The 21,935-nt window shown below is 70.5% G+C and carries 25 protein-coding genes; 8 read left to right on the forward strand and 17 right to left on the reverse strand.

The window, feature by feature from the left end; all coding sequences use genetic code 11:
* Positions 1-118 precede the first annotated feature (118 nt).
* Genes PQV94_RS09975 through PQV94_RS09985 form a run of 3 tightly spaced genes read right to left on the reverse strand, consistent with a single transcriptional unit; the run spans position 119 to position 1,730 of the window.
* Positions 119-418, reverse strand: coding sequence for a DUF6510 family protein (locus PQV94_RS09975; RefSeq protein WP_274285696.1), 300 nt, complete (start codon positions 416-418; stop codon positions 119-121).
* Entirely contained in the window at positions 418-1,140 is a 723-nt protein-coding gene (locus tag PQV94_RS09980) for an FAD-binding oxidoreductase (protein WP_274285697.1), read from the reverse strand. Before PQV94_RS09980 ends, PQV94_RS09975 begins: the two co-directional genes overlap by 1 nt.
* On the reverse strand, positions 1,137-1,730 hold the full coding sequence (locus tag PQV94_RS09985) for a molybdopterin-dependent oxidoreductase (RefSeq protein ID WP_274285698.1): 594 nt from the start codon (positions 1,728-1,730) through the stop codon (positions 1,137-1,139). The genes PQV94_RS09980 and PQV94_RS09985 overlap by 4 nt, the downstream gene beginning before the upstream one ends.
* 208 nt (positions 1,731-1,938) lie before the next feature.
* Here PQV94_RS09985 and PQV94_RS09990 point away from each other — a divergent pair, with 208 nt between their 5' ends.
* Together PQV94_RS09990 and PQV94_RS09995 are read left to right on the forward strand one after the other, a co-directional pair.
* On the forward strand, positions 1,939-3,153 hold the full coding sequence (locus tag PQV94_RS09990) for an MFS transporter (protein WP_274285699.1): 1,215 nt from the start codon (positions 1,939-1,941) through the stop codon (positions 3,151-3,153).
* Positions 3,150-3,500, forward strand: coding sequence for a UBP-type zinc finger domain-containing protein (locus PQV94_RS09995; protein WP_274285700.1), 351 nt, complete (start codon positions 3,150-3,152; stop codon positions 3,498-3,500). Before PQV94_RS09990 ends, PQV94_RS09995 begins: the two co-directional genes overlap by 4 nt.
* Positions 3,501-3,519: 19 nt before the next feature.
* Here the strand turns inward: PQV94_RS09995 and PQV94_RS10000 are convergent, their stop codons facing one another.
* The 4 genes from PQV94_RS10000 to PQV94_RS10015 form a co-directional block, all read right to left on the reverse strand.
* Complete coding sequence (locus PQV94_RS10000) at positions 3,520-4,257, reverse strand: alpha/beta fold hydrolase (RefSeq protein WP_274285701.1); 738 nt, start codon at positions 4,255-4,257, stop codon at positions 3,520-3,522.
* Positions 4,258-4,272: 15 nt separating this feature from the next.
* Positions 4,273-5,187, reverse strand: coding sequence for an alpha/beta fold hydrolase (locus PQV94_RS10005; protein WP_274285702.1), 915 nt, complete (start codon positions 5,185-5,187; stop codon positions 4,273-4,275).
* Positions 5,187-6,347 carry a helix-turn-helix domain-containing protein gene (locus PQV94_RS10010; RefSeq protein WP_274285703.1) on the reverse strand — a complete coding sequence of 387 codons (1,161 nt, stop codon included), beginning with the start codon at positions 6,345-6,347 and terminating at the stop codon, positions 5,187-5,189. Before PQV94_RS10010 ends, PQV94_RS10005 begins: the two co-directional genes overlap by 1 nt.
* Before the next feature lie 81 nt (positions 6,348-6,428).
* Complete coding sequence (locus tag PQV94_RS10015) at positions 6,429-7,286, reverse strand: helix-turn-helix transcriptional regulator (protein ID WP_274285704.1); 858 nt, start codon at positions 7,284-7,286, stop codon at positions 6,429-6,431.
* A 201-nt stretch (positions 7,287-7,487) separates the two neighbouring features.
* On the opposite strand from PQV94_RS10015, the gene PQV94_RS10020 reads away from it, so the two are divergent.
* Both PQV94_RS10020 and PQV94_RS10025 read left to right on the forward strand, forming a co-directional pair.
* On the forward strand, positions 7,488-8,537 hold the full coding sequence (locus tag PQV94_RS10020; protein WP_337994353.1) for a Dyp-type peroxidase: 1,050 nt from the start codon (positions 7,488-7,490) through the stop codon (positions 8,535-8,537).
* 17 nt (positions 8,538-8,554) lie between these two features.
* On the forward strand, positions 8,555-9,355 hold the full coding sequence (locus PQV94_RS10025; protein WP_274285705.1) for a family 1 encapsulin nanocompartment shell protein: 801 nt from the start codon (positions 8,555-8,557) through the stop codon (positions 9,353-9,355).
* 5 nt (positions 9,356-9,360) lie between these two features.
* Here the strand turns inward: PQV94_RS10025 and PQV94_RS10030 are convergent, their stop codons facing one another.
* Genes PQV94_RS10030 through PQV94_RS10040 form a run of 3 tightly spaced genes read right to left on the reverse strand, consistent with a single transcriptional unit; the run spans position 9,361 to position 12,238 of the window.
* On the reverse strand, positions 9,361-9,948 hold the full coding sequence (locus tag PQV94_RS10030) for a TetR/AcrR family transcriptional regulator (RefSeq protein ID WP_274285706.1): 588 nt from the start codon (positions 9,946-9,948) through the stop codon (positions 9,361-9,363).
* A 35-nt stretch (positions 9,949-9,983) separates the two neighbouring features.
* Positions 9,984-11,651 carry an ABC1 kinase family protein gene (locus tag PQV94_RS10035; RefSeq protein WP_274285707.1) on the reverse strand — a complete coding sequence of 556 codons (1,668 nt, stop codon included), beginning with the start codon at positions 11,649-11,651 and terminating at the stop codon, positions 9,984-9,986.
* A gap of 41 nt (positions 11,652-11,692) precedes the next feature.
* On the reverse strand, positions 11,693-12,238 hold the full coding sequence (locus PQV94_RS10040; RefSeq protein ID WP_274285708.1) for a PadR family transcriptional regulator: 546 nt from the start codon (positions 12,236-12,238) through the stop codon (positions 11,693-11,695).
* 140 nt (positions 12,239-12,378) lie between these two features.
* Here PQV94_RS10040 and PQV94_RS10045 point away from each other — a divergent pair, with 140 nt between their 5' ends.
* Entirely contained in the window at positions 12,379-13,020 is a 642-nt protein-coding gene (locus PQV94_RS10045; RefSeq protein WP_274285709.1) for a hypothetical protein, read from the forward strand.
* Between the two features lie 19 nt (positions 13,021-13,039).
* On the opposite strand, the gene PQV94_RS10050 is transcribed toward PQV94_RS10045, so the two are convergent.
* On the reverse strand, positions 13,040-14,416 hold the full coding sequence (locus PQV94_RS10050; RefSeq protein WP_274285710.1) for an HNH endonuclease signature motif containing protein: 1,377 nt from the start codon (positions 14,414-14,416) through the stop codon (positions 13,040-13,042).
* Positions 14,417-14,455: 39 nt separating this feature from the next.
* Entirely contained in the window at positions 14,456-15,292 is an 837-nt protein-coding gene (locus tag PQV94_RS10055) for a helix-turn-helix transcriptional regulator (RefSeq protein WP_274285711.1), read from the reverse strand.
* A gap of 139 nt (positions 15,293-15,431) precedes the next feature.
* Here PQV94_RS10055 and PQV94_RS10060 point away from each other — a divergent pair, with 139 nt between their 5' ends.
* The gene (locus PQV94_RS10060; protein WP_274285712.1) at positions 15,432-16,376 is read left to right on the forward strand and encodes an SDR family oxidoreductase; all 945 of its coding nucleotides are present in this window, start codon (positions 15,432-15,434) and stop codon (positions 16,374-16,376) included.
* Here PQV94_RS10060 and PQV94_RS10065 read toward each other — a convergent pair.
* The gene (locus PQV94_RS10065) at positions 16,373-16,777 is read right to left on the reverse strand and encodes a VOC family protein (protein ID WP_274285713.1); all 405 of its coding nucleotides are present in this window, start codon (positions 16,775-16,777) and stop codon (positions 16,373-16,375) included. The genes PQV94_RS10060 and PQV94_RS10065 overlap by 4 nt on opposite strands.
* Before the next feature lie 80 nt (positions 16,778-16,857).
* Between PQV94_RS10065 and PQV94_RS10070 the strand changes: the two genes are divergently transcribed.
* Together PQV94_RS10070 and PQV94_RS10075 are read left to right on the forward strand one after the other, a co-directional pair.
* Positions 16,858-17,199, forward strand: coding sequence for a helix-turn-helix domain-containing protein (locus PQV94_RS10070; RefSeq protein ID WP_274285714.1), 342 nt, complete (start codon positions 16,858-16,860; stop codon positions 17,197-17,199).
* A gap of 32 nt (positions 17,200-17,231) precedes the next feature.
* Positions 17,232-17,879, forward strand: a complete 648-nt coding sequence (locus PQV94_RS10075; RefSeq protein ID WP_337994354.1) for a dihydrofolate reductase family protein — start codon at positions 17,232-17,234, stop codon at positions 17,877-17,879.
* Here PQV94_RS10075 and abc-f read toward each other — a convergent pair.
* The 4 genes from abc-f to PQV94_RS10095 form a co-directional block, all read right to left on the reverse strand.
* Positions 17,774-19,414, reverse strand: coding sequence for a ribosomal protection-like ABC-F family protein (abc-f, locus tag PQV94_RS10080; RefSeq protein WP_274285715.1), 1,641 nt, complete (start codon positions 19,412-19,414; stop codon positions 17,774-17,776). The two genes, PQV94_RS10075 and abc-f, sit on opposite strands and share 106 nt — an antisense overlap.
* Before the next feature lie 19 nt (positions 19,415-19,433).
* A complete protein-coding gene (locus tag PQV94_RS10085; protein WP_274285716.1) occupies positions 19,434-20,282 on the reverse strand; it encodes a transposase in 849 nt (282 codons plus the stop codon).
* Between the two features lie 346 nt (positions 20,283-20,628).
* A complete protein-coding gene (locus PQV94_RS10090; RefSeq protein ID WP_274285717.1) occupies positions 20,629-21,294 on the reverse strand; it encodes an alpha/beta fold hydrolase in 666 nt (221 codons plus the stop codon).
* Between the two features lie 112 nt (positions 21,295-21,406).
* Positions 21,407-21,868, reverse strand: a complete 462-nt coding sequence (locus tag PQV94_RS10095; protein ID WP_274285718.1) for an aromatic ring-opening dioxygenase LigA — start codon at positions 21,866-21,868, stop codon at positions 21,407-21,409.
* Positions 21,869-21,935 lie beyond the last annotated feature (67 nt).

The following is a 21,935-nucleotide window of genomic DNA, read 5'->3' on the forward strand; positions in this document are numbered from 1 at the left end:
ATTCCGGTTCGTTCGAGTCGCATGCTCTCTCCCTCGTGTCGGCCGGCGTTCGGCGTCGGATGCGGGCGACGCTACCCGCCGCACGCGTCGTCTGTCCCCGACAGGAGTCGAGGGCCGGTCAGACGGCGGACGGGGTGGCGATCGATCCTCCGGCGGCACGCACTTCGATGCCCCCGTCCCGGCGGATGATCGTCGCGAACGTGCGCGTGCAGCCCCGGCACCGCACGATGGCGGCTGCCGCGTCCATCTCCACCGACCACTCGGCGAGGGCCGCGCTGCGACCGCAATGACCGCAGGTCAGCAGGAGGAGTGCCGGGTCGAGTCCGGCGAAGGCGTCCAGCATGCCGGCGAGCGCGTTGCCGTCGACGCGTTGGGCGATGCGGCGCGGGTCGACGCGGACGTGCGGCGTGCTGTCCATCAGGATCCTCCGAACCTCTCGGTCTTCACGCGAGCGGGATCGTGTCCCGCCGCGACCATCGCATCGGCGGCCGCCTCGACGAAGCTCGTCGGACCGCAGATGAACGTCAGCGGATGCTGCGCGGGCATCCACGTGGTCTGCGCGATGCGCTCCGCATCCAGCCGCCCGACCCGTCCGGGCCATCCGGTGGGCGCCTGACGGGTGTAGGCCCACGTCACATCGAGGCCGGCGGCGCCCAGCCGCTCGACCTCGTCGCGGTAGAGGGCGTCGGCCGCCGTGCGCACCGAGTACAGCAGCCGGAACGGCGCACCGATGCCTGCGACCTCCCGCGCGCGCGCCATGGCGAGCAGCGGCACAATGCCGGAGCCGCCCGCGATGAGCTGCACGGGCGACGGGTCGGCGGCATCCCACACGAAGTAGGCGCCGAGCGGGCCCTTGACCTCGAGCGCGTCGCCGGGCTCGGCAACACGGACGAGGTAGGGCGACACCTCCCCCTCGGGGATCTCGTCGACGGCGATCTCGACGCTCTCCCCCGGCCCGAAGGAGGCGATCGAGTACGAGCGCTCGGCCTGATAGCCGTCGGGCGCCGTGAGGCGGATGTCGAGGTGCTGTCCGGGAGCGTTTCCCGGCCAGCCCGGGACGGCGAGCGTCAGCACGCGACCGTGCGCGGTGTCGGGTACGGCTGAGGCGACCCGCGCGGCGAGCCAGTCGCTGGTTCTCACCAGTAGCGTTCCTCTGTCCACGGGTCGCCGTGCAGGTTGTAGCCGTTCTGCTCCCAGAAGCCCGGGTCGTCGTGCTTCTGCATGCTGAGCCCGCGCACCCATTTGGCGCTCTTCCAGAAGTAGAGATGCGGCACGAGGAGTCGCGCGGGGCCGCCGTGCTCCGGATCGAGCGGCTTGCCGTCGAACGAGTACGCGATCCATGCCTTCCCGCCGCGCAGGTCCGCCATGGGCACATTCGTCGTGTAGCCGCCGTACGAGTGCGCCATGGCGTACTCGTACGAGGTGTCGATGCCGGCGAACAGCGTGTCGATGGAGACGCCGCGCCAGGTCGTGTCGAGCTTCGACCAACGCGTCACGCAGTGGATGTCGGTGTGGACGTCCTCGGCGGGAAGGTCGAGGAACTCGGACCAGCTCCAGGAAGTGACCTGCCCCGATTCGGTGCGGATCGAGAACGACCACTCGCTCTCCGGGATGCGCGGGGTGGGTCCGGCGGAGAGGACGGGGAAGTCGGCGGTGAGGTACTGACCCGGTGGGAGCCTCGGGTCCGACTCCCGCCGCCGTCCGCCGAATCCGCGTGTGAACTCCGCCATGACCGTCTCCGTCTCGTCGTTGGCTCAGGGTAGCGCCGCCGCCCGCGGTCGAGAACCCTCTCCTCCGATCGAAGTCTGCCGCGTTGAGCCGTGAACACACGGCACCCGTGTCGAGGCGATGCTCGACACGGGTCGCACCCCGCGCCTGCGCCCCGCTCTAGCCTGTGAGGGATGCGGCCGTGCACAGGTGCGGTCGGGAAGGCGGAGCATGTCGCAGGTGCGCACCAGCAATCGGAAGGTGTCCCACGGGGCGGGATTCTGGATCGTCGCGATCGCTTTCCTGCTGGTGATGGCGTACTCGACGGTGCCGACCCCGCTGTATCCGCTCTACCAGGAGCTCGATCACTTTCCCGTGTCGATCGTCACGGTGATCTTCGCGGCGTATGCGGTGGGTGTCGTCTTCAGCCTGTTCTTCCTCGGTCACATCAGCGACTGGACCGGGCGGCGACGGATGCTGGTGATCGCCGTGCTGGTGTCCGCAGTGTCGGCGGTCATGTTCCTCGCCGTGATGAGCGTGCCGGGTCTGATCGCGGCCCGACTGGTCAACGGTGTCAGCGTCGGGATCCTGACCGCGACGGCGACGGCGCACCTCGGGGAGCTGCGCCAGGCGGCACGGCCCGACGAGAACGCGATCGTGGCGGCATCCGTCGCGGGAGCGGCGAACATCGGGGGCCTCGCTCTGGGTCCGCTCATCGGAGGGTTGTTCGCCGAGTTCCTGCCCGACCCGCTCGTGCTCCCCCACGCCGTCTTCCTCGTCGTGCTGCTGCTGGCTGCGGTCGCCCTGCTCGCTGTCCCCGAGACGGTGGCGACGCCAGAGCCGCGGCCCGCGTATCGACCCCAGCGCCTGGCGGCGCCGCCCGCATCCCGCCGGATCTTCATCGCCGCGGGATTCGGCGCCTTCGCCGGCTTCGCCCTGTTCGGCCTGTTCACCTCTCTCGCCCCGACCTTCCTCGCCGGCACCTTCGACCAGCACGATCACCTCGTCGCCGGCGCGACGACGTTCTCCGTCTTCGGAGCGGCGGCCGCGGCGCAGGTGCTGCTCGCCCGCGTGCCCGTGCGCGTGCAGCTCGGGATCGCCCGGCTCGCATGCGCCGTGGGCCTCGTTCTCGTCGCCGCAGGTGCCGTGCTGCCCAACCTCGCACTTTTCCTCGTCGGCGGCGTGGTGTCGGGGGTGGGTGTCGGGCTCCTGTTCAAGGCGTCGATCGCGACCGCGTCGGCCCTGGCAGACCCGTCGCGGCGCGGTGAGACGCTCGCGCTCATCTTCCTGATCGCCTATTGCGGGCTGGCACTGCCGGTTCTCGCCGTCGGCGTCTTCCTGACCTTCGTCGACCAGACGGTGGTCCTTCTGATCTTCGCAGCGCTGGTCTTCGTCGCTACGGTGGTGGCGGCCACGATGATGCGAGCGAGAAAGGCACAGGCATGAGCGATTCGACCCAGATCAGAACTGATGTGCCGCCCAGCGGCACGGGATGCGTCGAGTGCGAGCAGACGGGCAGTTGGTGGCTGCATCTGCGCCGTTGTGCCGCCTGCGGCCATGTGGGCTGCTGCGACGACTCGCTCGGCAAGCACGCCACTGCGCATTGGCGCGCCACCGGGCATCGCATCATGCAGAGCTTTGAGCCCGGCGAGGACTGGTTCTGGGACTACGAGTCCGAGACCATGGCGTCTGGCCCCGAGCTCGCGCCCGCCCACTCGCATCCCGTGTCGCAGACCGCACCCGGTCCCGCGGATCGGGTGCCCGCCGACTGGCAGTCGCTGCTGCGGGACTGACCGCGCGCGCCCACCGCGTTCAGGCGAGGTTCGCCGCCACGCGCACGATGAGGGCGGCTACCTCGGCGGGGTGCGTGTGCATGAGCAGGTGCGGGCCCTCGAGTTCGAGGATCTGGCGGACCCCCGCGCGCTCGTAAGCCCAACGCAGGGCATCCGGGTTCACGACGCGGTCGGCGAGGCCGATCACGCCCCAAGAGGGTGTCGTGCGCCACGCCGCCGCCTGAGCCGGCTCGCTGAGGACCGCGGCGTCGAGCGGTCGCTGGGTCACGGCGAGCACGTCGGCTTCGTCGTCGGGCAGTCCCGCGGCAGCGAGGAAGGCGAACTCCCTCTCGTCTACGGAGATGTCGCGGCGCGTGCCGTCGCCGAGCTCCGGGTAGGCCACCTCGCGGAAGAACTCGACCGCGGGCGCCGGGGCGAACCGCGCGTGGATCTCCGCCGCGCTCTCGCCCTCGTCCAGCACGTACCCGCTCACGAACACCACGGCGGCGACGTTCTTGCAGCGCCCCGCGACACCGACCACGGTGGCCCCATAGGAGTGTCCGACGAGCACGACCGGCCCCGGGATGCGGGACACGAACGCGCTGACGTAGTCGGCGTCGGCGGCGAGGCTCCGGTTGGAGATGGCGGGCACCCGTACCTGGAAGCCGGCGCCCTGAAGCCGCAACGCGACGGGCGACCAGCTCGCCCCGTCCGCGAATGCACCGTGCACCAGCACGATCGTCGGCATCTCGGCCACCACGATCACCTCGTCTCGCATCTGATCGCTTCGACGCTAGACGTGCACGGGCCGCGACGCCTGCGACCGGGTGTCCCCTCTTTTCTCGACGCGTGTCGAAGCGGTGCTCGCCGCACCGCAGAGGAACGCGTCGACGAGAGCGTTGAACGCTTCCGTCGCCTCGAGGAACGGGAAGTGCGACGACGCGGCGTCCCGCCCGAACACGTGCACGAGGGCGCCAGGGATGCGGGCGGCGAGCTCGCGCTGCGAGCGCACGCCGACATGGCTCCCCTCGCAGCCGATCACGAGAACAGGGACGTCGATGCGTCCGAGCACGTCCGTCCAGTCCTGCGTGGCGTGATCGATGAGCAACGGGACGGCGGCGTGGACGGGCGTGTGTCGGATCTGTTCCGAAACCAGCCGCCACAGCCGGTCCTCGACCGGCTCGCTGAACATCGACCTGACGAAGCTCTGCACGACATCGCCGCTCTCGTCGGTGGCGATGGATGCGGCGAGCCGGCTCAGACCCTCGATCGGCAGGATCGCGCCGGTCTCGGCCGAACGCTCCGCCGTGGTCCACGGCCAGGCGATGACCGCGGCGGGCTGATCGACGATCACCAGCGAGCGCACGCGCGCGGAGCCGAACAGCTCGAGGTAGGACCAGGTGACGGATGCACCCATGGACCAACCGAGGAGGTCCGCCTGCTCGATTTCGAGGGCGTCCAGCACGTCTCGGAGATCGGCCGCGAGCCGTGCGATGCGGTAGCCGTGGTCGGGCTTGTCGGAGAGCCCGTGCCCGCGCATGTCGTAGGCGATCACCCGGCGCGCACCGGCGAGCCCGGTGAGCTGCCCGTCGAAGAGCGCCGCGGTCTGCCCCCAGCCGTGAAGCAGGATCAGCGGGATGCCGCCCCCGCCGGTGTCCGACACGCGCAGCCGCACGCCGTCGGAGGTCGTGACCACGCTGCCGGCCATCAGATCCTCCCCGAATGCTCCCAGTAGGCGGCGAGTTTCAGCGCGAGATGGAGCGTGCTGCGGGAGAGGCCGTCATCGAGCGCCTCGCGCACCGGTTCGGGCATGTTCTCGAGCCGGTAGTAGAGCGTGGTGCGGTGGATGTGCAGCACGTCGCACACCTCCCGGACGCGGCCCGCGCCGTCGAGGAACGCCTCGATCGTCTGCCGGCGCAGCGGATCGGCATCGTTCAGCAGCACGTGCGCCGCCGGTGAGAACCGGGCGAGCCGGCTGGGATCGGCGATGATGTCGGAGATCAGCAACCAGGGTCCGATCTCCTCTGCGGCGGCGCGTCCGCCCAGCGACGGCAGCACCTCGGCGACCGCCGCGGCCGCGATGGCCCGATCGGCGACCTCGCGCAGGTCGTTGTCCTCTCGCGTGAGGCTGGCGGAGCCGATGGCCCGAAGGAGCACGTCCTCCGCCGCTGTCTCTGCCGCGATCGCCGCATCCGTCGCATCGGTGTCCGACGCGTGTCCGAGAAACAGCAGGGATGCGCCGTCCTCCCCCAGGAACGTGAGACGCACGCCGGCGAGGTTCTCGAGCGCTCGCCCGAGCGCCGCCCGCTGCACCACGCCGGTGTCGTAGCCCACAGCCACCGCGCGCACGACGCTGCCGGGTCCGCGTTCCACGCCGTACGAGCGCACCGCGGCGGTGAGCGCCTCGCGGCGTGCGAGCACGTCCGGTGCCAGCAGATCCCTCATGACGGCGGTGCGCACGGACACCGTGGCCGTGCGCGAATGGGTGATGAGCAGGTCACGTGAGACCGCGACGGCCGCGTCGATCGCGCGGTAGTCGTGCTCCGTGAGGGCGGGCATTCCGCCCGTGATGAGCCACAGGACACCCACCGGCTCGTCGTCCGTCCAGATCGGGATGGCGAGGCGTTCACGGGCGTTGAAGCGCGTCAGGTCGATCGTCAGCGGACGTCGAGACTGCAGCAGTCGCAGGCTCTCGAGGTACGCGCGCTCGGCGGGGGCGGTCTGGCGACGAAGCAGGGCGCGCGCGCGGACCTCGTCGATCTCGTCACCCTGCGCGGACGCCGCGACCGGACGGTAGGCGAGGTCGTTGATGACGACCGAGCGACCGAGCGTTTCCGCCAGTTCGTCGACGACGTCTTGCAGGTTCATTGCGCAAGGACCGCTCGGACAGGGAAAGACGTGGGGGGAAACGTCATGGGTGCTCCTTCGTGAGGATCGACACCCGGAACGCTACCGAGGGGTTGCGGAGGGCTGGGAGGCCCGGGTAGTACCACTTTCCGTCGCCGCCAGCCGCTCGACGAGCCGTGAGAAGACGGTGGCCGCCAGCGACTGCGGCGGCGCCGCCATGACGGTCATGATGTAGCCGGGCAGGGAGCGCACGCTGAAGTTCTGGATCTCGACCTCGAGCGCTCCGAGCCCTTCGACGATGATCGAGATCTGCGCGTCCTCGGGGCCCGATACGTCGTGACGTTCCCAGATCCGCACGAAGTCCTCGTCGTGCGAGAGCTCCTGGATGATCTCCTTCAGCCGCGGCGAGTCCGGGTCGGCGTCGCGCCGGAGGGTCGCGACGGCGGCCCTGGTCATGGACTCCCACTGATCGAGCGTGCGTTTCATGCGGTCGTTGAAGAGGTTGATCACGACGTTCTGGCCCGCAGCCAATCCCCCGAAGCCGAAGGCTGCGGCCAGTGGATTGGCCACGACGACGTCACGGTGACGGTCCGACATGTAGGCGGGTGTGTGGGTCCACTGCGCCAGCACGCGCGCGATCTGGTCGGCGACCGCCGCATCCTCCGGTTCCGGCAGGGCGGGGGTGCCTGCGGCGAGGCGTCCGAGGTAGGCGCGCGACTCCGCATCCAGGCCGAGGACGCCCGCAAGTGCGCGCAGCACCTGGTCGGAGGGACGCGCACCGCGCCCCTGCTCGAGACGGAGGTAGTACTCCGCACTGATGCCGGCCAGCTGCGCGACCTCATCGCGCCGCAAGCCCGGCACGCGCCGGCCCGGAGCGCGCTCGAGGCCCACCTCTTCGGGCTGGCGCACATTGCGCCGCGCGCGCAGATAGTCGCCCAGCGCGACGCGTTCTCGTTCCATGACAGTCCTTCCCCGCAGAGAAGAATGTACGTGATGGAGCGGGCGCTCCACATCCCCCGTGCGCTCAACCGACGTCCCCCACACCGACGGAGCCTTCACCGGGTGTCGGGTGGATGTTCGTCGGGTGTCGGAGCGCTCCCACACCGCGCCGCGCCATACTTGCGACGACGGCACCCAGGATGCCGTCGGAAGGTGAACCCGATGGCTGAGAGCGTGCGCCGCGCCGACCCCTCCTCGTTCGTGCCGGGAGCGATGCAGCAGTTCGGCTCACCGCTGTCGACGCATGCCGTGTTCCTGGTCCTGCGTGTGTCGGCCGGGGCCGATGCGCTCTCGCGCGTCCGGGGCGTTCTGGCGGATCTCTCGGGCACGATCAAGGCGGTCGCCTTCCGCGATCCCTCGGCGACGCTGACCTGCACGGTCGGCATCGGGAGCGAGATCTGGCCGCGTCTCGTGGGCGTACCGCGCCCCTCCCAGCTCCGACCTTTCGTCCCCATTGTCGGCGAGGCCCACACCGCACCCGCGACGGCCGGCGACCTGCTCTTCCACATCCGCGCCGATCGCGCCGACATCTGCTTCGAGTTCGAGCGGCAGCTCATGGATGCGCTCCGCGACGCGGTCAGCACCGCCGACGAGACGGCGTGCTTCCGGTACTTCGACCGACGAGATGTGCTCGGATTCGTCGACGGCACGGCGAATCCGGTGGGCGAGGACATCGCCGAAACCGTGCTCGTCGGCGACGAGGACCCCGACCACGCCGGCGGCACGTACATCGTGACGCAGAAGTACCTGCATCCGCTTTCCGCATGGCGCGCGCTTCCGACCGAAGTGCAAGAGGCGATCATGGGCAGGTCGAAGGCCGACAACATCGAGCTCGACGACGCGACGAGTGGGCAGAAGGCCCACAAGACACTGGCAACAATCGTCGACGACGACGGCGTCGAGCACGACATCCTCCGCGACAACATGCCCTTCGGCAGTCCCGGTGCCGCCGAGTTCGGCACGTACTTCATCGGCTGCTGCCGCGACCTCTGGGTCATCCAGCGGATGCTCGAGCGGATGTTCATCGGCGACCCGCCGGGGCTCCACGATCGACTGCTCGACTTCTCATCCGCCGTGACGGGCAGCGTGTTCTTCGCGCCCCGCCCCGACGTTCTGGACGGGCTCGACGACGAAGCCCCGAAGACCCCCGCCGCGACGATGCCTCCCCCGCGCGCTGCGGACTCCTCGCTCGGCATCGGCGGCCGTTCCTGACGATCGGAAGGACTCTCATGGATCACCTCTATCGCGACCTCGCGCCCATCACCGACGCGACCTGGGACACGCTGGACGATGAGGCGCGCACCCGGCTGCAGCCGGCACTCGGCGCCCGGCGCCTGGTCGACTTCGTCGGGCCGCTGGGCTGGCAGCACTCGGCAACGACGCTCGGACGCGTCGGCACGAGCTTCTCGACGTCGTTCGCCGGCGTCACAGGGCGTTCACGCCAGGTACTGCCGCTCGCGGAACTGCGCGCGGATTTCGCGCTGTCGCGCAGCGAGCTCGACGATGACGCCCGCGGTGCCGTCGACACCGATCTGACACCCCTGGACGAGGCGGCCGTCGCGCTCGCCAGTGCGGAGAATGCCGCGGTCTTCCACGGCTGGGATGCCGCGGGCTTCGTCGGCATCGTTCCGTCGTCACCGCATCCTCCGCTGACCGGCGCAGCAGAGGCGGGCCGACTGGCGCCTCTGGTCGCCCAGGCGATCGCCACTCTGTCGGGAGCCGGAGTCGGTGGGCCGTACGGCCTCGCCGTCGACACGGCGACGTGGACGGAGATCTCGGGCGGCAGCGACGCGGGAGGGGCCGTGCTCCTGCGTCACCTGGAGCGCATCCTCGGCGGCCCCGTGGCATGGACGCCCGGCATCACGGGAGCGGTCGTGGTGAGCCTGCGCGGCGGCGACTTCATCCTCGAGTGCGGCCAGGACATCTCGCTCGGTTACACGGCGCACAGCCGGGACGCTGTCGAGCTGTACCTCATCGAGAGTCTGAGCTTCCGCGTCGCGACGCCCGAAGCGGCCATCGCCATCCGCTGATCCGCTCAGGCGGCGAGCACTCCCGACGCGGCGAGCGCGACCTGCTCGCTCATGCGGGCAAGCTCCGCCTCGTCGCGGCCGATCCGCCAGAGCTGGATGAGCGATTGTGACAGCGCGACGACGTTGGCCGCAGCGGCGGCCACCTCCTCATCGGATCGATCGCGACCGGCCGCCTCAGCGAGCGCCTCGGCCATACGCCGTTCCATCTGCGTCATCGTGTCCGCAACGATTCGTGCGACCTCTTCGTCGGTGCCGAGCTCGGCGATCGTGTTGAGCATCAGGCACCCCCGACGGTCCGGGTGGGCCGCACAATCGGCGCGCACCGCAGCGAGGTAGGCGCGGACGGTGCCCGCGACATCCCGTCCTGGAGCGAGGGTGGCCTCGACGAAGTCGACGCGGGAGGCGCAGTAGCGGCGGAAGACCAGCAGGAACAGTGCCCACTTGCTCCCGTAGGCCTGGTAAAGACTCCCGTTGGCCACACCGGTGGCGGCCGAGAGATCGGTCAGCGCGGAGCCTCGATACCCACGGATCCAGAACTGCTCGGTGACCGCGTCGAGGAAGAGCTCTTCGTCGAAGGAACGGGCGCGAGGCATGGCCCCACCGTAGCGTGCGCGTGACGATGGGCGGATCAGCGCCTGCCGAACCATTCGGTCAGCACGACGTGTCCGAGCGGCAGGAGCGAGAGCAGCATGAGAACCGATCCGAGTACCTCGTCGGAGGGGCGCAGGAGGACGCCGGCGATGAGGGTGCCGGAGAAGATCACGCCGCTCATGGCGCGCGACGCCAGCTTCTCGGTGCGCGCGAAGCGGCGCTCGAGGCGCGAGAAGTCCACCGTCAGTCGCCCCTCCTCGAGACGCGTGATGAGAGCGTCCGCCCGGCGCGGCAGTCGCGCGGTGATCGAGGCGACCGACGCCATCTCTCCGAGCATGTCGCGCATCAGGTTCCCGCTCTCGGCCCGCAACAGTTCGGATGCGTAGGGTTCGACGGCGTCCCACACGTTGAACGCCGGGTCGAGCGTGCTGCACACCCCCGAGGTGATCGACATCGAGCGGATGATGAGCAGGAAGTTCTCGGGCAGTTGGAACGGCATCTCGCGGGTGACATCACCGAACTGCTCGGCGAACTCGCGGAACTCCCTGGGATCGATCTCGCGGAGCTCGGCGAAACCCATGCCGCCGAACCGTGCGAACAGCGTGGTCATCGCTCGTTCGAGTTCGAGCGTGTCGGCGTCGGGCAGGAGCACGCCGACCTTGCCGATCCCCTCGACCAGACGCTTGCTGTCGCGCGCAGCCACGGCGATCAGCAGACCCCGGAGCCCGTCGCGCAGGGAGTCCGGCACCTCCCCCATCATCCCGAAGTCGATGAAGGTGAGTCGGAAGCCGCCCTCCACCTCCGCATCCGGCGTGACGAAGACGTTCCCGGGATGAGGATCGGCGTGGAAGAACCCTCGGCGAAACAGTTGGTCGAACATGACGCGCGCGAAGAGCTTCGCAACCTCGGCCGGATCGATGCCGGCCGCACGCAACGCGACCGCATCCGAGATCTTGATGGCCGTGACGTCTGCCAGGGTCAGGACGCGGCGTGTGACGCGTTCCCACACCGCGACGGGGGCGTCGACGCGCGGCTCCTCGGCGACGTCCACGGCGAAGCGCTCCGCCCACGCCGCCTCGTGGAGATAGTCGGTCTCGGCAAGGCTCGTGGCGGCGAACTCCTCGACCAGCGCCGGCGCGTCGACACGCTCGGACACCACACGGATGCGTCGCAACCAACCGCCCACTCGGCGGAGCGCGGCGAGGTCGACAGCGACGATGTCGTCGATCCCGGGCCGTTGCACCTTGACCACGACGTCGGCGAATCCGACGTCTGCCGCGAGGGCTTCGTGCAGCCGGGCACGATGAGCCTGCCCGAGAGAGGCTGCCGCGACCGGCGTCTCGTCGAAACGCGCGTAGGCGCGTTCGAGCGGCATGCCCAGCTCTGCCTCGGCCGCGGCGCGGATCGCCGCGAACGGGAGGGGCGGCACCTCGTCCTGCAGCCCCTCGAGCTCCTTCGTGATCTCGGGCGGCAACACGTCGAGTCGAGACGACAGGAACTGCCCGACCTTGATCATGAGACCGCCGAGCTCGAGCGCGAGCGCGTGGAAACGACGTGCCAGCCGCGTCATCCGCCGCGGCTGGCCGCGCATCGCGAGGCGCCTCAAGCCGACCCGCGGCAAGACGAGTTCGAACCACCACACCTGGACGAGGGCGCGCGCGGCGAAGCGGATGATCCGGTTGTAGCGCGCCCGAGTATCGGTCACGACCGGGTCCGCTCCGCCGTCACCTGCCGGCGGCACCGGGTTCAGTCCTCGGCGAGGATCGCGTACAGGCGTCGGCGCGTCTCGGCAAGCGCGTCGACCGCCGCCTGCACCTGCTCCGGCGAACCGGTGCGGGCGACCTGAGCGACGACCTGGGCGAGTTCCATGCCGGCCTTCGGCAGCGCCGTCATGCGTCCGCTGTCGCGCAGCCCCGGGGCCTCCCACGGGGCGTCGGATTCAGCGGCCTCCTCGGCCTCGGCCGCGCCCGCTTCGGTGAGCGAGTACGTCTTTCGTCCGCCCGCCTCCTCCGCCACGATCAGTCCCTCGTCGGCGAGCAGCTGCAGCGTCGGGTAGACCGAGCCGGCGCTGGGTTTCCACGCGCCACCGCTGCGCTCGGCGATCTCGTTGATGATCTGGTAGCCGTGCATCGGCTGCTCGGCGAGAAGAAGCAGAACGGCGGCGCGGACGTCACCGCGCCCGACCCGGAATCCGACCTTCTTGTCGACCGAGGAGCGCATCTGCTCCATGGCGTCCCAGAGGCTTCCCGGCAGCCCGCCACCGAATCCTGCGCCCGCGAATGGATTGCTCATCGTGACCTCCTCAGATCGTGAACGATACTTGACGATATATCGTTCAATGCCGGGATGGAGCGGTCCTCAGAAGACTCTCAGCGACGCCCGCGACGCGATCCCCTCTCGCCTGAGGCGCGGCCCGGGATAGCGTGAACGGCATGAGACGCTCCCTCGCCGCCCTTTCGCTCGCCGCGGTCGCTGCTCTTCTCGCCGGCTGCACCGTCACGGCCCCGACCGCCGCGCCCAGCTCGGGCGATGCGACCACCACGACGACGCCCTCCCCCGCCGAGACACGACTCGTCGTCGGCATTCAGGCCGTCGGCTACGCGCACGACGGAGACACCACCGTCGTCTCCTACACCGAGGCCGAGAAGCTGCAGGATCTCCTGCGTTCCATCAGCGATCAGGATCCGGAGCAGACCGCGGTCGATGGCCCTCCGGGGTACGAGATGCAGATGACCCGGTACGACTACGGCGGAATCACTCTCACATCCGGCCCCGACGGCCCCGCGAGCATTGCGGTGGAGACCGCAACCTTCCACGGTGTCCCGGTAGCGACACAGGAAGGCATCTCCGTCGGCTCGACGCGAGCGGAAGCGATGGATGCGGGAGCCCGCGACGGCTACGACCAGGACGGCGACGGCATCGCGGACTGGCTGGATCTCGGTTCGGTGGAGATCTCCGGCACCCAGTCGCTGGTGAACCCCGGCTCGGTCGGCATCCAGTTCGTGATGCTCGGCCTCGACGGCGACACGGTGCGCGAACTTCAGGCGCCCGCCAACGACTTCTCGGATCTCTGACCCGCACGAGCGGGGCCGTTCAGAAGGGCGGCACGTCAGTTCTGGGCGCGCTCGAGTCCCTCCCCGCGGATGCGGGGACGAAGCGGGGTGTTCGTCGCTCCGGTTCGACCCGGTAGCGACGGCCCGTGGGCGATGTCCAGACGATCGCACCGTCGGGGTGCTGTCGGGTCTGCCATCCGCCGTGATGCTTGACGGTGTGGTGCCCCTTGCAGAGCGGGGTGAGATTGTCGGCGCGCGTTTCGCCGCCGTGCTCCCATGCCACCGTGTGGTCGATCTCGCAGCGATCGGCAGCCATCCGACACCCGGGGGCGGTGCAGTGCGCGGCCCGCCAACGCACGAGGCGCTGCAGGTCGGCGGGCGGACGGTACCGCGTGCGCCCCACGGAGAGCACGACGCCCGTCTCGGGGTGGGTGAGCACCCGCATCCATCCCTCGGCGCCGCCGCAGAGCGTGCGAGCGGTGCGGATCGGGATCGGCCCGACGCCGTCGAGTTCGGCAGGCGCGCTCAACGCGGCGTCATCGTCGAGCAAGGAGAGAACCGGCACGGTGACGGCGACAGTGGCGCGCACGCCCCGCACCGTCTCGGGATGATCGCTCACCTCGCCGTCGACGAGGAGATCGCCGAGCAGATCGGCCCGGACCTGATCGAGCGTTCGCGGCGTGGGTGCCGCGGAGATCTCGTCTCCGACACTCGTCTCGGCTACTTGGCCGACGGCGGCTTCGCGCTCGGCAGCCAGGAGCGCCGAGCCCATCGCCGTCAGTCGATGGAAGATCGCGCGGGCCTCGACCGCCGGCAGGTACGCCGAGAGCCAGGCCATGCCGTCGCTGTCGGACTCGACCGAGACGCGCCGCATCCGTACCGCGTCATCGTGGCGCTGCTCGAGCGAGACGACCCTGGCGCGTTCGACGAGGGCGCGGACCGCGGCGCGGAACTGACCGACCGGCATCCGCTCGGCGAGTTCGAGCGAAAGCGACGCGAGCTCAGCGCGCAGCGACGGCTCGACCGCGTCGACCGCGTCGACGAGGATGCGGGCGTGCTGCTCGGTGATCACGCCGCGCCCCAACGCGTCGAGCACGCCGTCGTACCGTTCGGTGAGCGCGACCGCCTGCGAAACGAGGCGCTCGGCCGTCGACTCGGTCACGCGCAGAGCCTGCGAGATCTCGAGTCGGAACGAACGCTCGGCGATGCCGCGGTCTCCCCCGCGCGCGGCCGACTCGACGAGCGCAGCGGCACGCGCCTCCGCGATCGCGACCGCCCGTTGGGCGGCGAACGACGAGACGAGCGATGCCATGCCCACGACCTGGTCGATCAGATCGGGCTCATCGGACCCGGACGGCGGCGCCTCCCACGACCGCGCGATGCGGCGGTCGTCGTCGAAGGTGTCGTCCTCGTCCATACCCCCACGGTAGGCGGGACCTCCGACATCGCACCCGACTCAGACCCCCGCGCCGATGACCGTCAGAAGCCGCAGCTTCTCGGCGCTCTCCGAGCCCGGTGCCGCCGTGTACACGAGGAGCGAGTGCGACTGCGCCGGGTCCAGCAGAGTCTGGCATTCCAACTCCAGCGCCCCCAGCTCCGGATGCACGAAGCGCTTGGTCGCCCGCGGGCGCACGCCCACCTCGCCCCGCGACCAGATGTCGCGGAACTCCGGACTCCGCGCATCGAGCTCCGCCACCATCCGCGACGCGCGGGAACCCGGACCGCGACGCGTCGCGATCTCGCGCAGGCCGGACACCCACAGCCGCGAGAGGAAGTCGTGTTCGTCGGGGTCGTAGAGCTCACGACTGGCCGAGTCGGTGAACCAGCGGTAGCCGATGCTTCGGACGGGGCCCGCCAATGATGCCGTGTCCCCCGTCAGAGCGACGCCGAGCGGCGTCTGGCGAAGCGTCTCGCCGAGCTCGGTGACGATCTCGGCCGGCGTGTCGGTGAGGCGGTCGAGGATCCGCAGCATGCCCGGACTCACGTGTTCGCTCGAGGCACCGGCCACAGGAGGGTGGTGGCCCGCCAGGAGGAAGAGATGGTCGCGCTCGGCGAGCGTGAGATGCATCCCCTGCGCGATGGCCGCCACCATCTGCGCCGACGGATGCGGCCCCGTCGCGCGCTCGAGGCGCGCGTAGTAGTCCGTGGACATGTGACAGAGTCCCGCCACCTCCTCCCGACGGAGCCCGGCGGTGCGCCTGCGGCTCCCGCGAGCGAGGCCCACGTCGTCGGGCTGCAGCGCCTCGCGCCGCTGCCGGAGGAACACGGCGAGCGCCTCGCGATCGATGTCCATGCGCCTTTCCTACCGTGCCGCGTGCCTCGTAGCCACGGACCGTCAATCCGCCCCCGTCACCGCGAGCCGTGGATCGAGGGGTCCTGGATGACCGGGGCAGCGGGGACCATGCTCGGATGACCCCGACCGAGGAGGCCCCATGACCCGCACCGTTGCCGAACTCGAGCTCCCAGACCTGACGGGCAGGCGCGCCCTCGTGACGGGCGGCAGCGACGGCATCGGGCTGCGCATCGCCGCCCGGCTCGCTCGCGCCGGCGCCGAGATCGTCCTGCCCGTGCGCAACCGAGCCAAGGGGGATGCGGCCGCCGACCGCATCCGCGCCGACGCGCCGCGCGCCCGCGTGATTCTGCACGACATGGACCTGGCCTCGCTCGGATCGGTCGCGGCTCTCGGCGAACGTCTGAGGACGGAGGGGATGCCGCTGCATCTGCTGATCAACAACGCGGGCCTGATGTCGCCGCCCTCGCGGCAGCTGACGACGGACGGCTTCGAGTCGCAGTGGGGAACCAATCACCTCGGTCACGTCGCGCTCATGTCGGCACTGCTGCCGCTGCTGCGCGAGGGACGGGCACGCGTGGTGTCGCAGATCAGCGTCGCTGCAGCGCGCGGCCGCATCCGCTGGGACGATCTGAACGCCGAGCGCACCTACGACGCCATGGCCTCGTATCGGCAATCGAAAATCGCACTGGGCCTGTTCGCGCGCGAACTGCAGCGACAGAGCGTCGCCCTCGACTGGGGCATCGTGAGTGTCCTGTCGCACCCCGGTGTCGCGCCGACGAGCCTCCTGGCGGCCCGGCCCGAGCTGGAACGCTCGGCCGACACCCGCGAGGTGCGTCTCATCCGGTGGATGTCCGCACACGGACTCTTCGTCGGGACGCCGGACTCGGCTTCACTTCCCGCCCTGTTGGCGGCCACCTCCGCGGGCGCGGTCGGAGGCCATCTCTACGGTCCGTCGGGTCTGGGAAGGGTCGGCGGCGCTCCGGCCGAACAACGGCTCTACCCTCCACTGCGAGACGACGAAGCCGCCCGACGCGTCTGGGTCGTGTCACAGAAGCTCACGGGAACGAGGTTCCCGACCGATTAGTCGGCGTCGCGGGGCGGATTGTGCATGAACTCGATGCGGATGCCGTTCGCGTCCTCGAGGAACGACGCGTAGTACCGGTCGGTGAAACGCGGGTACTCCTTCGGGTCGCGCACCGGCACCCAGCCCGCCGCGACGGCGATCTCGTGCAGACGCTCGACCTCTTCGCGCGAATCGACCGCGAAGGCCAGATGCTGCCATCCGACGCGGCCGTGGACGTGCGGGCCGGAACCGCTCTCGCGCGCAGGCATGAGGATGAGTTCCGTCTCGCGGTCGCGCCACCAGGAGACCGAGGTCTCGGCGCCCTCCCGCGTATACCCGAGCGCGGCCATGATCGGATCGAACTGCCGAGTCGCACTCGGTACGTCCTCGACGGTGATTCCCAGGTGATCGAAGATCGGCATGCGTCGATCCTGGCAGCATCCGCCGACACGACACCGAGGACCTGCTGCGACAATGGATCTTCGGCGATCGGAAGGCCCCTATGAAGCTCGAGCACCTGGTGAGGTTCGTCGCTCTCGCCGAGCACCTGCACTTCCCGCGCGCAGCACAGTCGCTGGGCATCGCCCTGCCCGCGCTCTACAGCGCCGTCGACAAGCTCGAGGAGGAGGTCGGGCAGCCGCTCGTCATCCGCGAGGCTCCCACTCGCCTCACCCCGGCCGGCGCGCTGCTGCTCGACGAGGCACGCGCGCGCATCGCCGACGCGCCCGCGGCGGTGCGCCCGAAGGCCCCAGGCGGCGGCAAGGCCAAGGCATCGAAGGGCAAGGGCCGCGCCCCCATCGTGAAGGGGCAGCCGAAGCCCTACAAGAAGCGCCAGGGACGCTAGCCGCGAGCGTCCGGCCGTCCTACCCTGACGCCATGGGTCTGCTGCGCTACTCGATCAACGTCACGCTCGACGGCTGCGTCGATCATCGCTCCGCGATCCCGGATGAGGAACTGCACCGACGCGCGGCCGAGTACATCGCGCGGGCCGACGTGCTCCTGTTCGGACGCGTCACATACGAGATGATGCAGGATGCATGGCGGCCGCCCGCATCCGATGCTCTCCCCGACTGGATGAAACCGTTCGGTCGCACGATCGACGCCGCCCGGAAGTACGTGGTCTCGAGCACATTGCGCGACGTCGATTGGAACGCCGAGCTGGTGCACGGCGATCTGGCCACCGCGGTGCGCGAACTGAAGCGGGATGCCGACGTCGCCACCGGCGGCGTGATGCTCCCCACGGCTCTCGCGGAGCTGGGCCTCATCGACGAGTACGAGTTCGTCGTGCACCCGCGCATCACGGGCCACGGGCCACGGGCCGAGGCTCTTCGACGGGCTGACGACGCCGCTGGATCTTCAGCTCACCGATCGCATCGAGTACGGCTCGGGCGCCGTCGCGTCGCGGTACGTGCCCCGCGCTACAGCTCGGTGAGCCGCCCCGCTTCGACGCGCCAGCGGCGGTCGGTGTCGACGGCGGCGAGCATGCGGCGATCGTGGGTCACGAGCAGGAGCGTCCCCTCGTAGGACTCGAGCGCCTGCTCCAACTGCTCGATCGCGGGCAGATCGAGATGGTTCGTCGGCTCGTCGAGCACGAGCAGGTTCACGCCCCGCGCCTGCAGCAGCGCCATCCCGGCGCGCGTGCGCTCGCCCGGCGAGAGCTCGTCGACCGCCCGGGTGACGTGGTCGGCCTTCAGCCCGAACTTCGCGAGCAGCGTGCGCACCTCGGCAGCGGCCATCTCGGGCACCAGATCGCCGAAGGCTTCGGCGAGCGGCCGGGTTCCGGACAGGAGTGCCCGGGCCTGGTCGATTTCACCGATCTGCACGTTGGCGCCGAGGGCGGCGCGCCCCGCATCCGGCTGCTGACGACCGAGCAGACCCCGCAGGAGCGTCGACTTGCCGGCGCCGTTGGGTCCGGTGATGCCGATGCGCTCGCCCGCGTTGACCTGCAGCGAGATCGGTCCGAGAACGAAGTCGCCCTGATGGAACTCTGCCTCCGACAGCGTCGCGACGACCGTGCTGGAGCGCGGCGCCGAGCCGATCGTGAACTCGAGCTGCCATTCCTTGCGCGGCTCCTCGACCTCCTCCAGCCGTGCGATGCGGCTCTCCATCTGCCGGACCTTCTGCGCCTGCTTCTCGCTCGACTCCATCGACGCCTTGCGCTTGATCTTGTCGTTGTCGGGCGACTTCTTCATGGCGTTGCGCACGCCCTGGCTCGACCACTCCCGCTGCGTGCGGGCGCGAGCGACGAGGTCCGCCTTCTTGTCGGCGAACTCGTCGTACTTCTCGCGCGCGTGCCGACGCACCGTGGCCCGCTCCTCGAGGTACGCGTCGTAGCCGCCGCCGTAGAGCCGGTTCGTGTTCTGCGCGAGATCGAGCTCGAGCACGCGCGTGACGCAGCGCGCCAGGAACTCGCGATCGTGGCTGACGAGCACGACGCCGCCGCGGAGGCCGCGCACGAAGGTCTCGAGCCGCTCAAGACCGTCCAGATCGAGGTCGTTGGTCGGCTCGTCGAGCAGCACGATGTCGAAGCGGCTCAGCAGGAGGGCCGCGAGGCCGACGCGCGCCGCCTGTCCGCCCGACAGCGAGGTCATCAGCGCCTCCGCATCGAGCTGGAGTCCGAGGTCGGCGAGCACCGCGGGGATCCGTTCCTCCAGGTCGGCGGCGCCGCTGGCGAGCCAACGCTCCAGGGCCGTGCCGTACGCATCGTCTGCTCCGACGGCATCGGGGTCGGCGAGGGCGGCGGCGGCCGCATCCATCTGCTCCGTCGCCTGCGCACAACCCGTGCGGCGCGCGATGTACGCCGACACGGTCTCGCCGGCCACCCGCTCGTGCTCCTGCGGCAGCCAGCCCACGAAGGCGTCGGCCGGTGCGAGCGAGACGGTGCCGCCCTGCGGCTGGTCGACGCCGGCCAGCAGCCGGAGGAGCGTGGACTTGCCCGCCCCGTTGGCCCCGACGACACCGACGACGTCACCGGGGGCGACCGTCAACTCGACGCCGTCGAAGAGTGTGCGATGGCCGTAGCCGCCGGCGAGCTGATGGGCGACGAGCGTTGCGGTCATCCGTCGATTCTCCCAGGCGTCAGTCCGGCACCGCGTCGCGGGCGCGCTGCGCCTCGTTCGCGGCGGCCTTCGCGGCGGATGCGGCTTCTCGCAGCCTTCGTTCGCGATGAGCGAGTTCGGCATCCGCCGCGTCCGCATCCGACACGAGCCGCTCGAGCTGCGCGCGCACCTCCGCGATCCGCTCGTGGAGCAGGTCGGCGTGCTCTCGCGCCTTACGCTCGGCGACCTCGGCGGCGACCCGCTCCCGTTCCACAGCCGTCGCGGTGCGCTCCGCATCCCGCGCGGCGCGTTCCGCGGCCTTGCGCGCACGGCGCACGGCGAGCTCGTCCGGATCGGATGCGGGGCGCGCGGCCGTCTCGCCAAGCGGGGAACCCGCGACGACCTCCGCCGCGTCGAGGTCGTCGAGCGCGCCGGCATCCAGCGGCTTGCGGAGGCGCCCCGTGAGGACGGCCGCGGCGGCGCGGGCATCCATGACGGCCGCGTTGATCGTCTGAGCGACGGCCTCGCGGGCAGAATCGGCGAGCGGGTGCCCCGCCTCCGCGGCCAGCGCCGCGGCACGTTTCGCCAGAGAGGCCACGAGCTGCCGGCGCTGGGTGCCGAGCCGGCGGAGCTCAGCCGCATCCAGATCTTCCTGCGCTTCGCGGAGCGCTGCGGCGAGTTCGATCGCCTCCACCAGTTGGCCGTCTGCGACGAGGAGGTTCACCGCCCACGCGGCGACGACAGGCTTGCGCAGAGCCTTGATCCGTGCGGCGTCGGCCGCATCCGCCGTCGCGGCCCGCTCGTCACGGGCGGCGGTGAACGCGTCGGGCGGCAGCCGGTACAGCGCGACGGCGACCTCGTCGACGGGGTTCCCGGATGCGGCGGCCATGGGCTCATTCTGCCGGGCGGCTGGGATGCCCGTCGGGAGGGGCGCGGGGATGGACGCACGGCCGGCGGCGGCGCCCGAACTCCTGCAGAACGCGGCACACGGGGCTCCGCGACACCCGCACAGGGCGATGTGCAGGAGTTCAGGCACGGGCGCCGCAGGAAGCAGGCACCACAGGCGGTGCGGATGCACGGGCCGAACTCCTGCAGAATGCCGTGCGAGACCCTCCAGCAGCAGACCGAACCCCGATCTGCAGGAGTTCGGGCACGGGCCTGACGGGGAAGTTCGGACGAGGAACGACGAAGGGCCGGGCGTCCGAAGACGCGCCGACCCTTCCGAAGGATGCGGGTCAGTCCCAGTCGAGGTAGTCCTCGATCGCCCACGACACGGCCCCGGTGTGGGTTGCCGGGAACAGGTGCTTGCCGCCGTCGACGTTCACGACGCTCACCAGCTCGGGCGCCGAGGCGCGCAGGTCCTCCCCGTTCGACGGCGGCGTGATGCGGTCTTCGGACCCCTGGATCACAAGCACGGGAACCCCGGCGGCGAGCGCAGGAAGCTCGCCCAGCGCTTCGCGGGCCGCGCGCTGCAGGCCGTCGACCTCCGCGTCCCGAAGTTCCTCCGGGGCGTCGGAGAGGTCGAGCTCGTCGGAGCCGGCCGCGCCCTCGACCCCGAGGAGCAGGACGCCGTTCACGCGGTCGTGGTGGTCGATCGCGACCACACGGGCGACCGTGCCGCCGAAGGCATGTCCGCCGATCCAGGCGTGGTCGATGCCGAGATGATCGAGCACGTCGACGACGTCCTGCGCGAGCTCGTGCAGCGACACGGCCGTATCCGACGGGCGACGCGTGCCGATGCGCACGACGCGGAAGTCTTCCTGCGCGACGGAGTGCCCGAGGGCCTCCAGGTAGCCGATATTCAGGCCCTGCGCCGGCAGCAGGACCAGGCCGGGGCCGTCGCCCTCGACCGCGAACGGGATGGCGCGGCCGTCGGGCTCGAAGATCTGGGTGTCCGTCATGCGGGAGTCCTCTCGCGGAAGGCGGGATCGAGACGGCGATCGGGAACCCGGGGCACCGTGTGCCGCAGCGGTGATCGCCTGGGAGAATTTACCAGCCCAGGATGCGGTCGCCTCAGCGTCCGGCGCGCCGCAGCTGCCCGCCGATCACCACGAGCAGGGCGCCCATACCGGCGGCGAAGGCTGCGACGCCGTAGGCCAGCACCGATGTGAACAGCGAGGTGCGGAGGGCGGATGCGGTGGACAGCGCGGCGCTCTGCTTGCGCAGGTCGGCCTCCTCCTGGCTCCCCTTCTCGACCTTCTGCAGCGCCGCGCTGATGTCGGCGTAGGTGCGACCACCGGCGCCGCGCTCTGCGTTGCCCTTGATGACCTGCGCTTCGATGTAGGCCGTGACCGGCCCCTGGACGGGGGCCCCGGCGAGCGCGGGCGCGTTCGGCGGCACAGTGATCTTCTCGGCGCGCAGCTGGCTGGTGACGGTGGCCCACGCTGCGCCGCCCACAGCGGCGAACAGCGTGCCGGCAGCAATGGCGTAGCCGCCGGCGCGACGGACGGAGGAGAGGTCGGAGCGCGTTGTCATGCGGGTCCTTTCAACGGAGACGGTCGTGTGCATCATCCCAGGCCGACGGATGCGGCGCGCGAGCCGC

It is taken from the genome of Microbacterium sp. Clip185 (genome assembly GCF_028743715.1).
Taxonomy (GTDB): Bacteria; Actinomycetota; Actinomycetes; order Actinomycetales; family Microbacteriaceae; genus Microbacterium.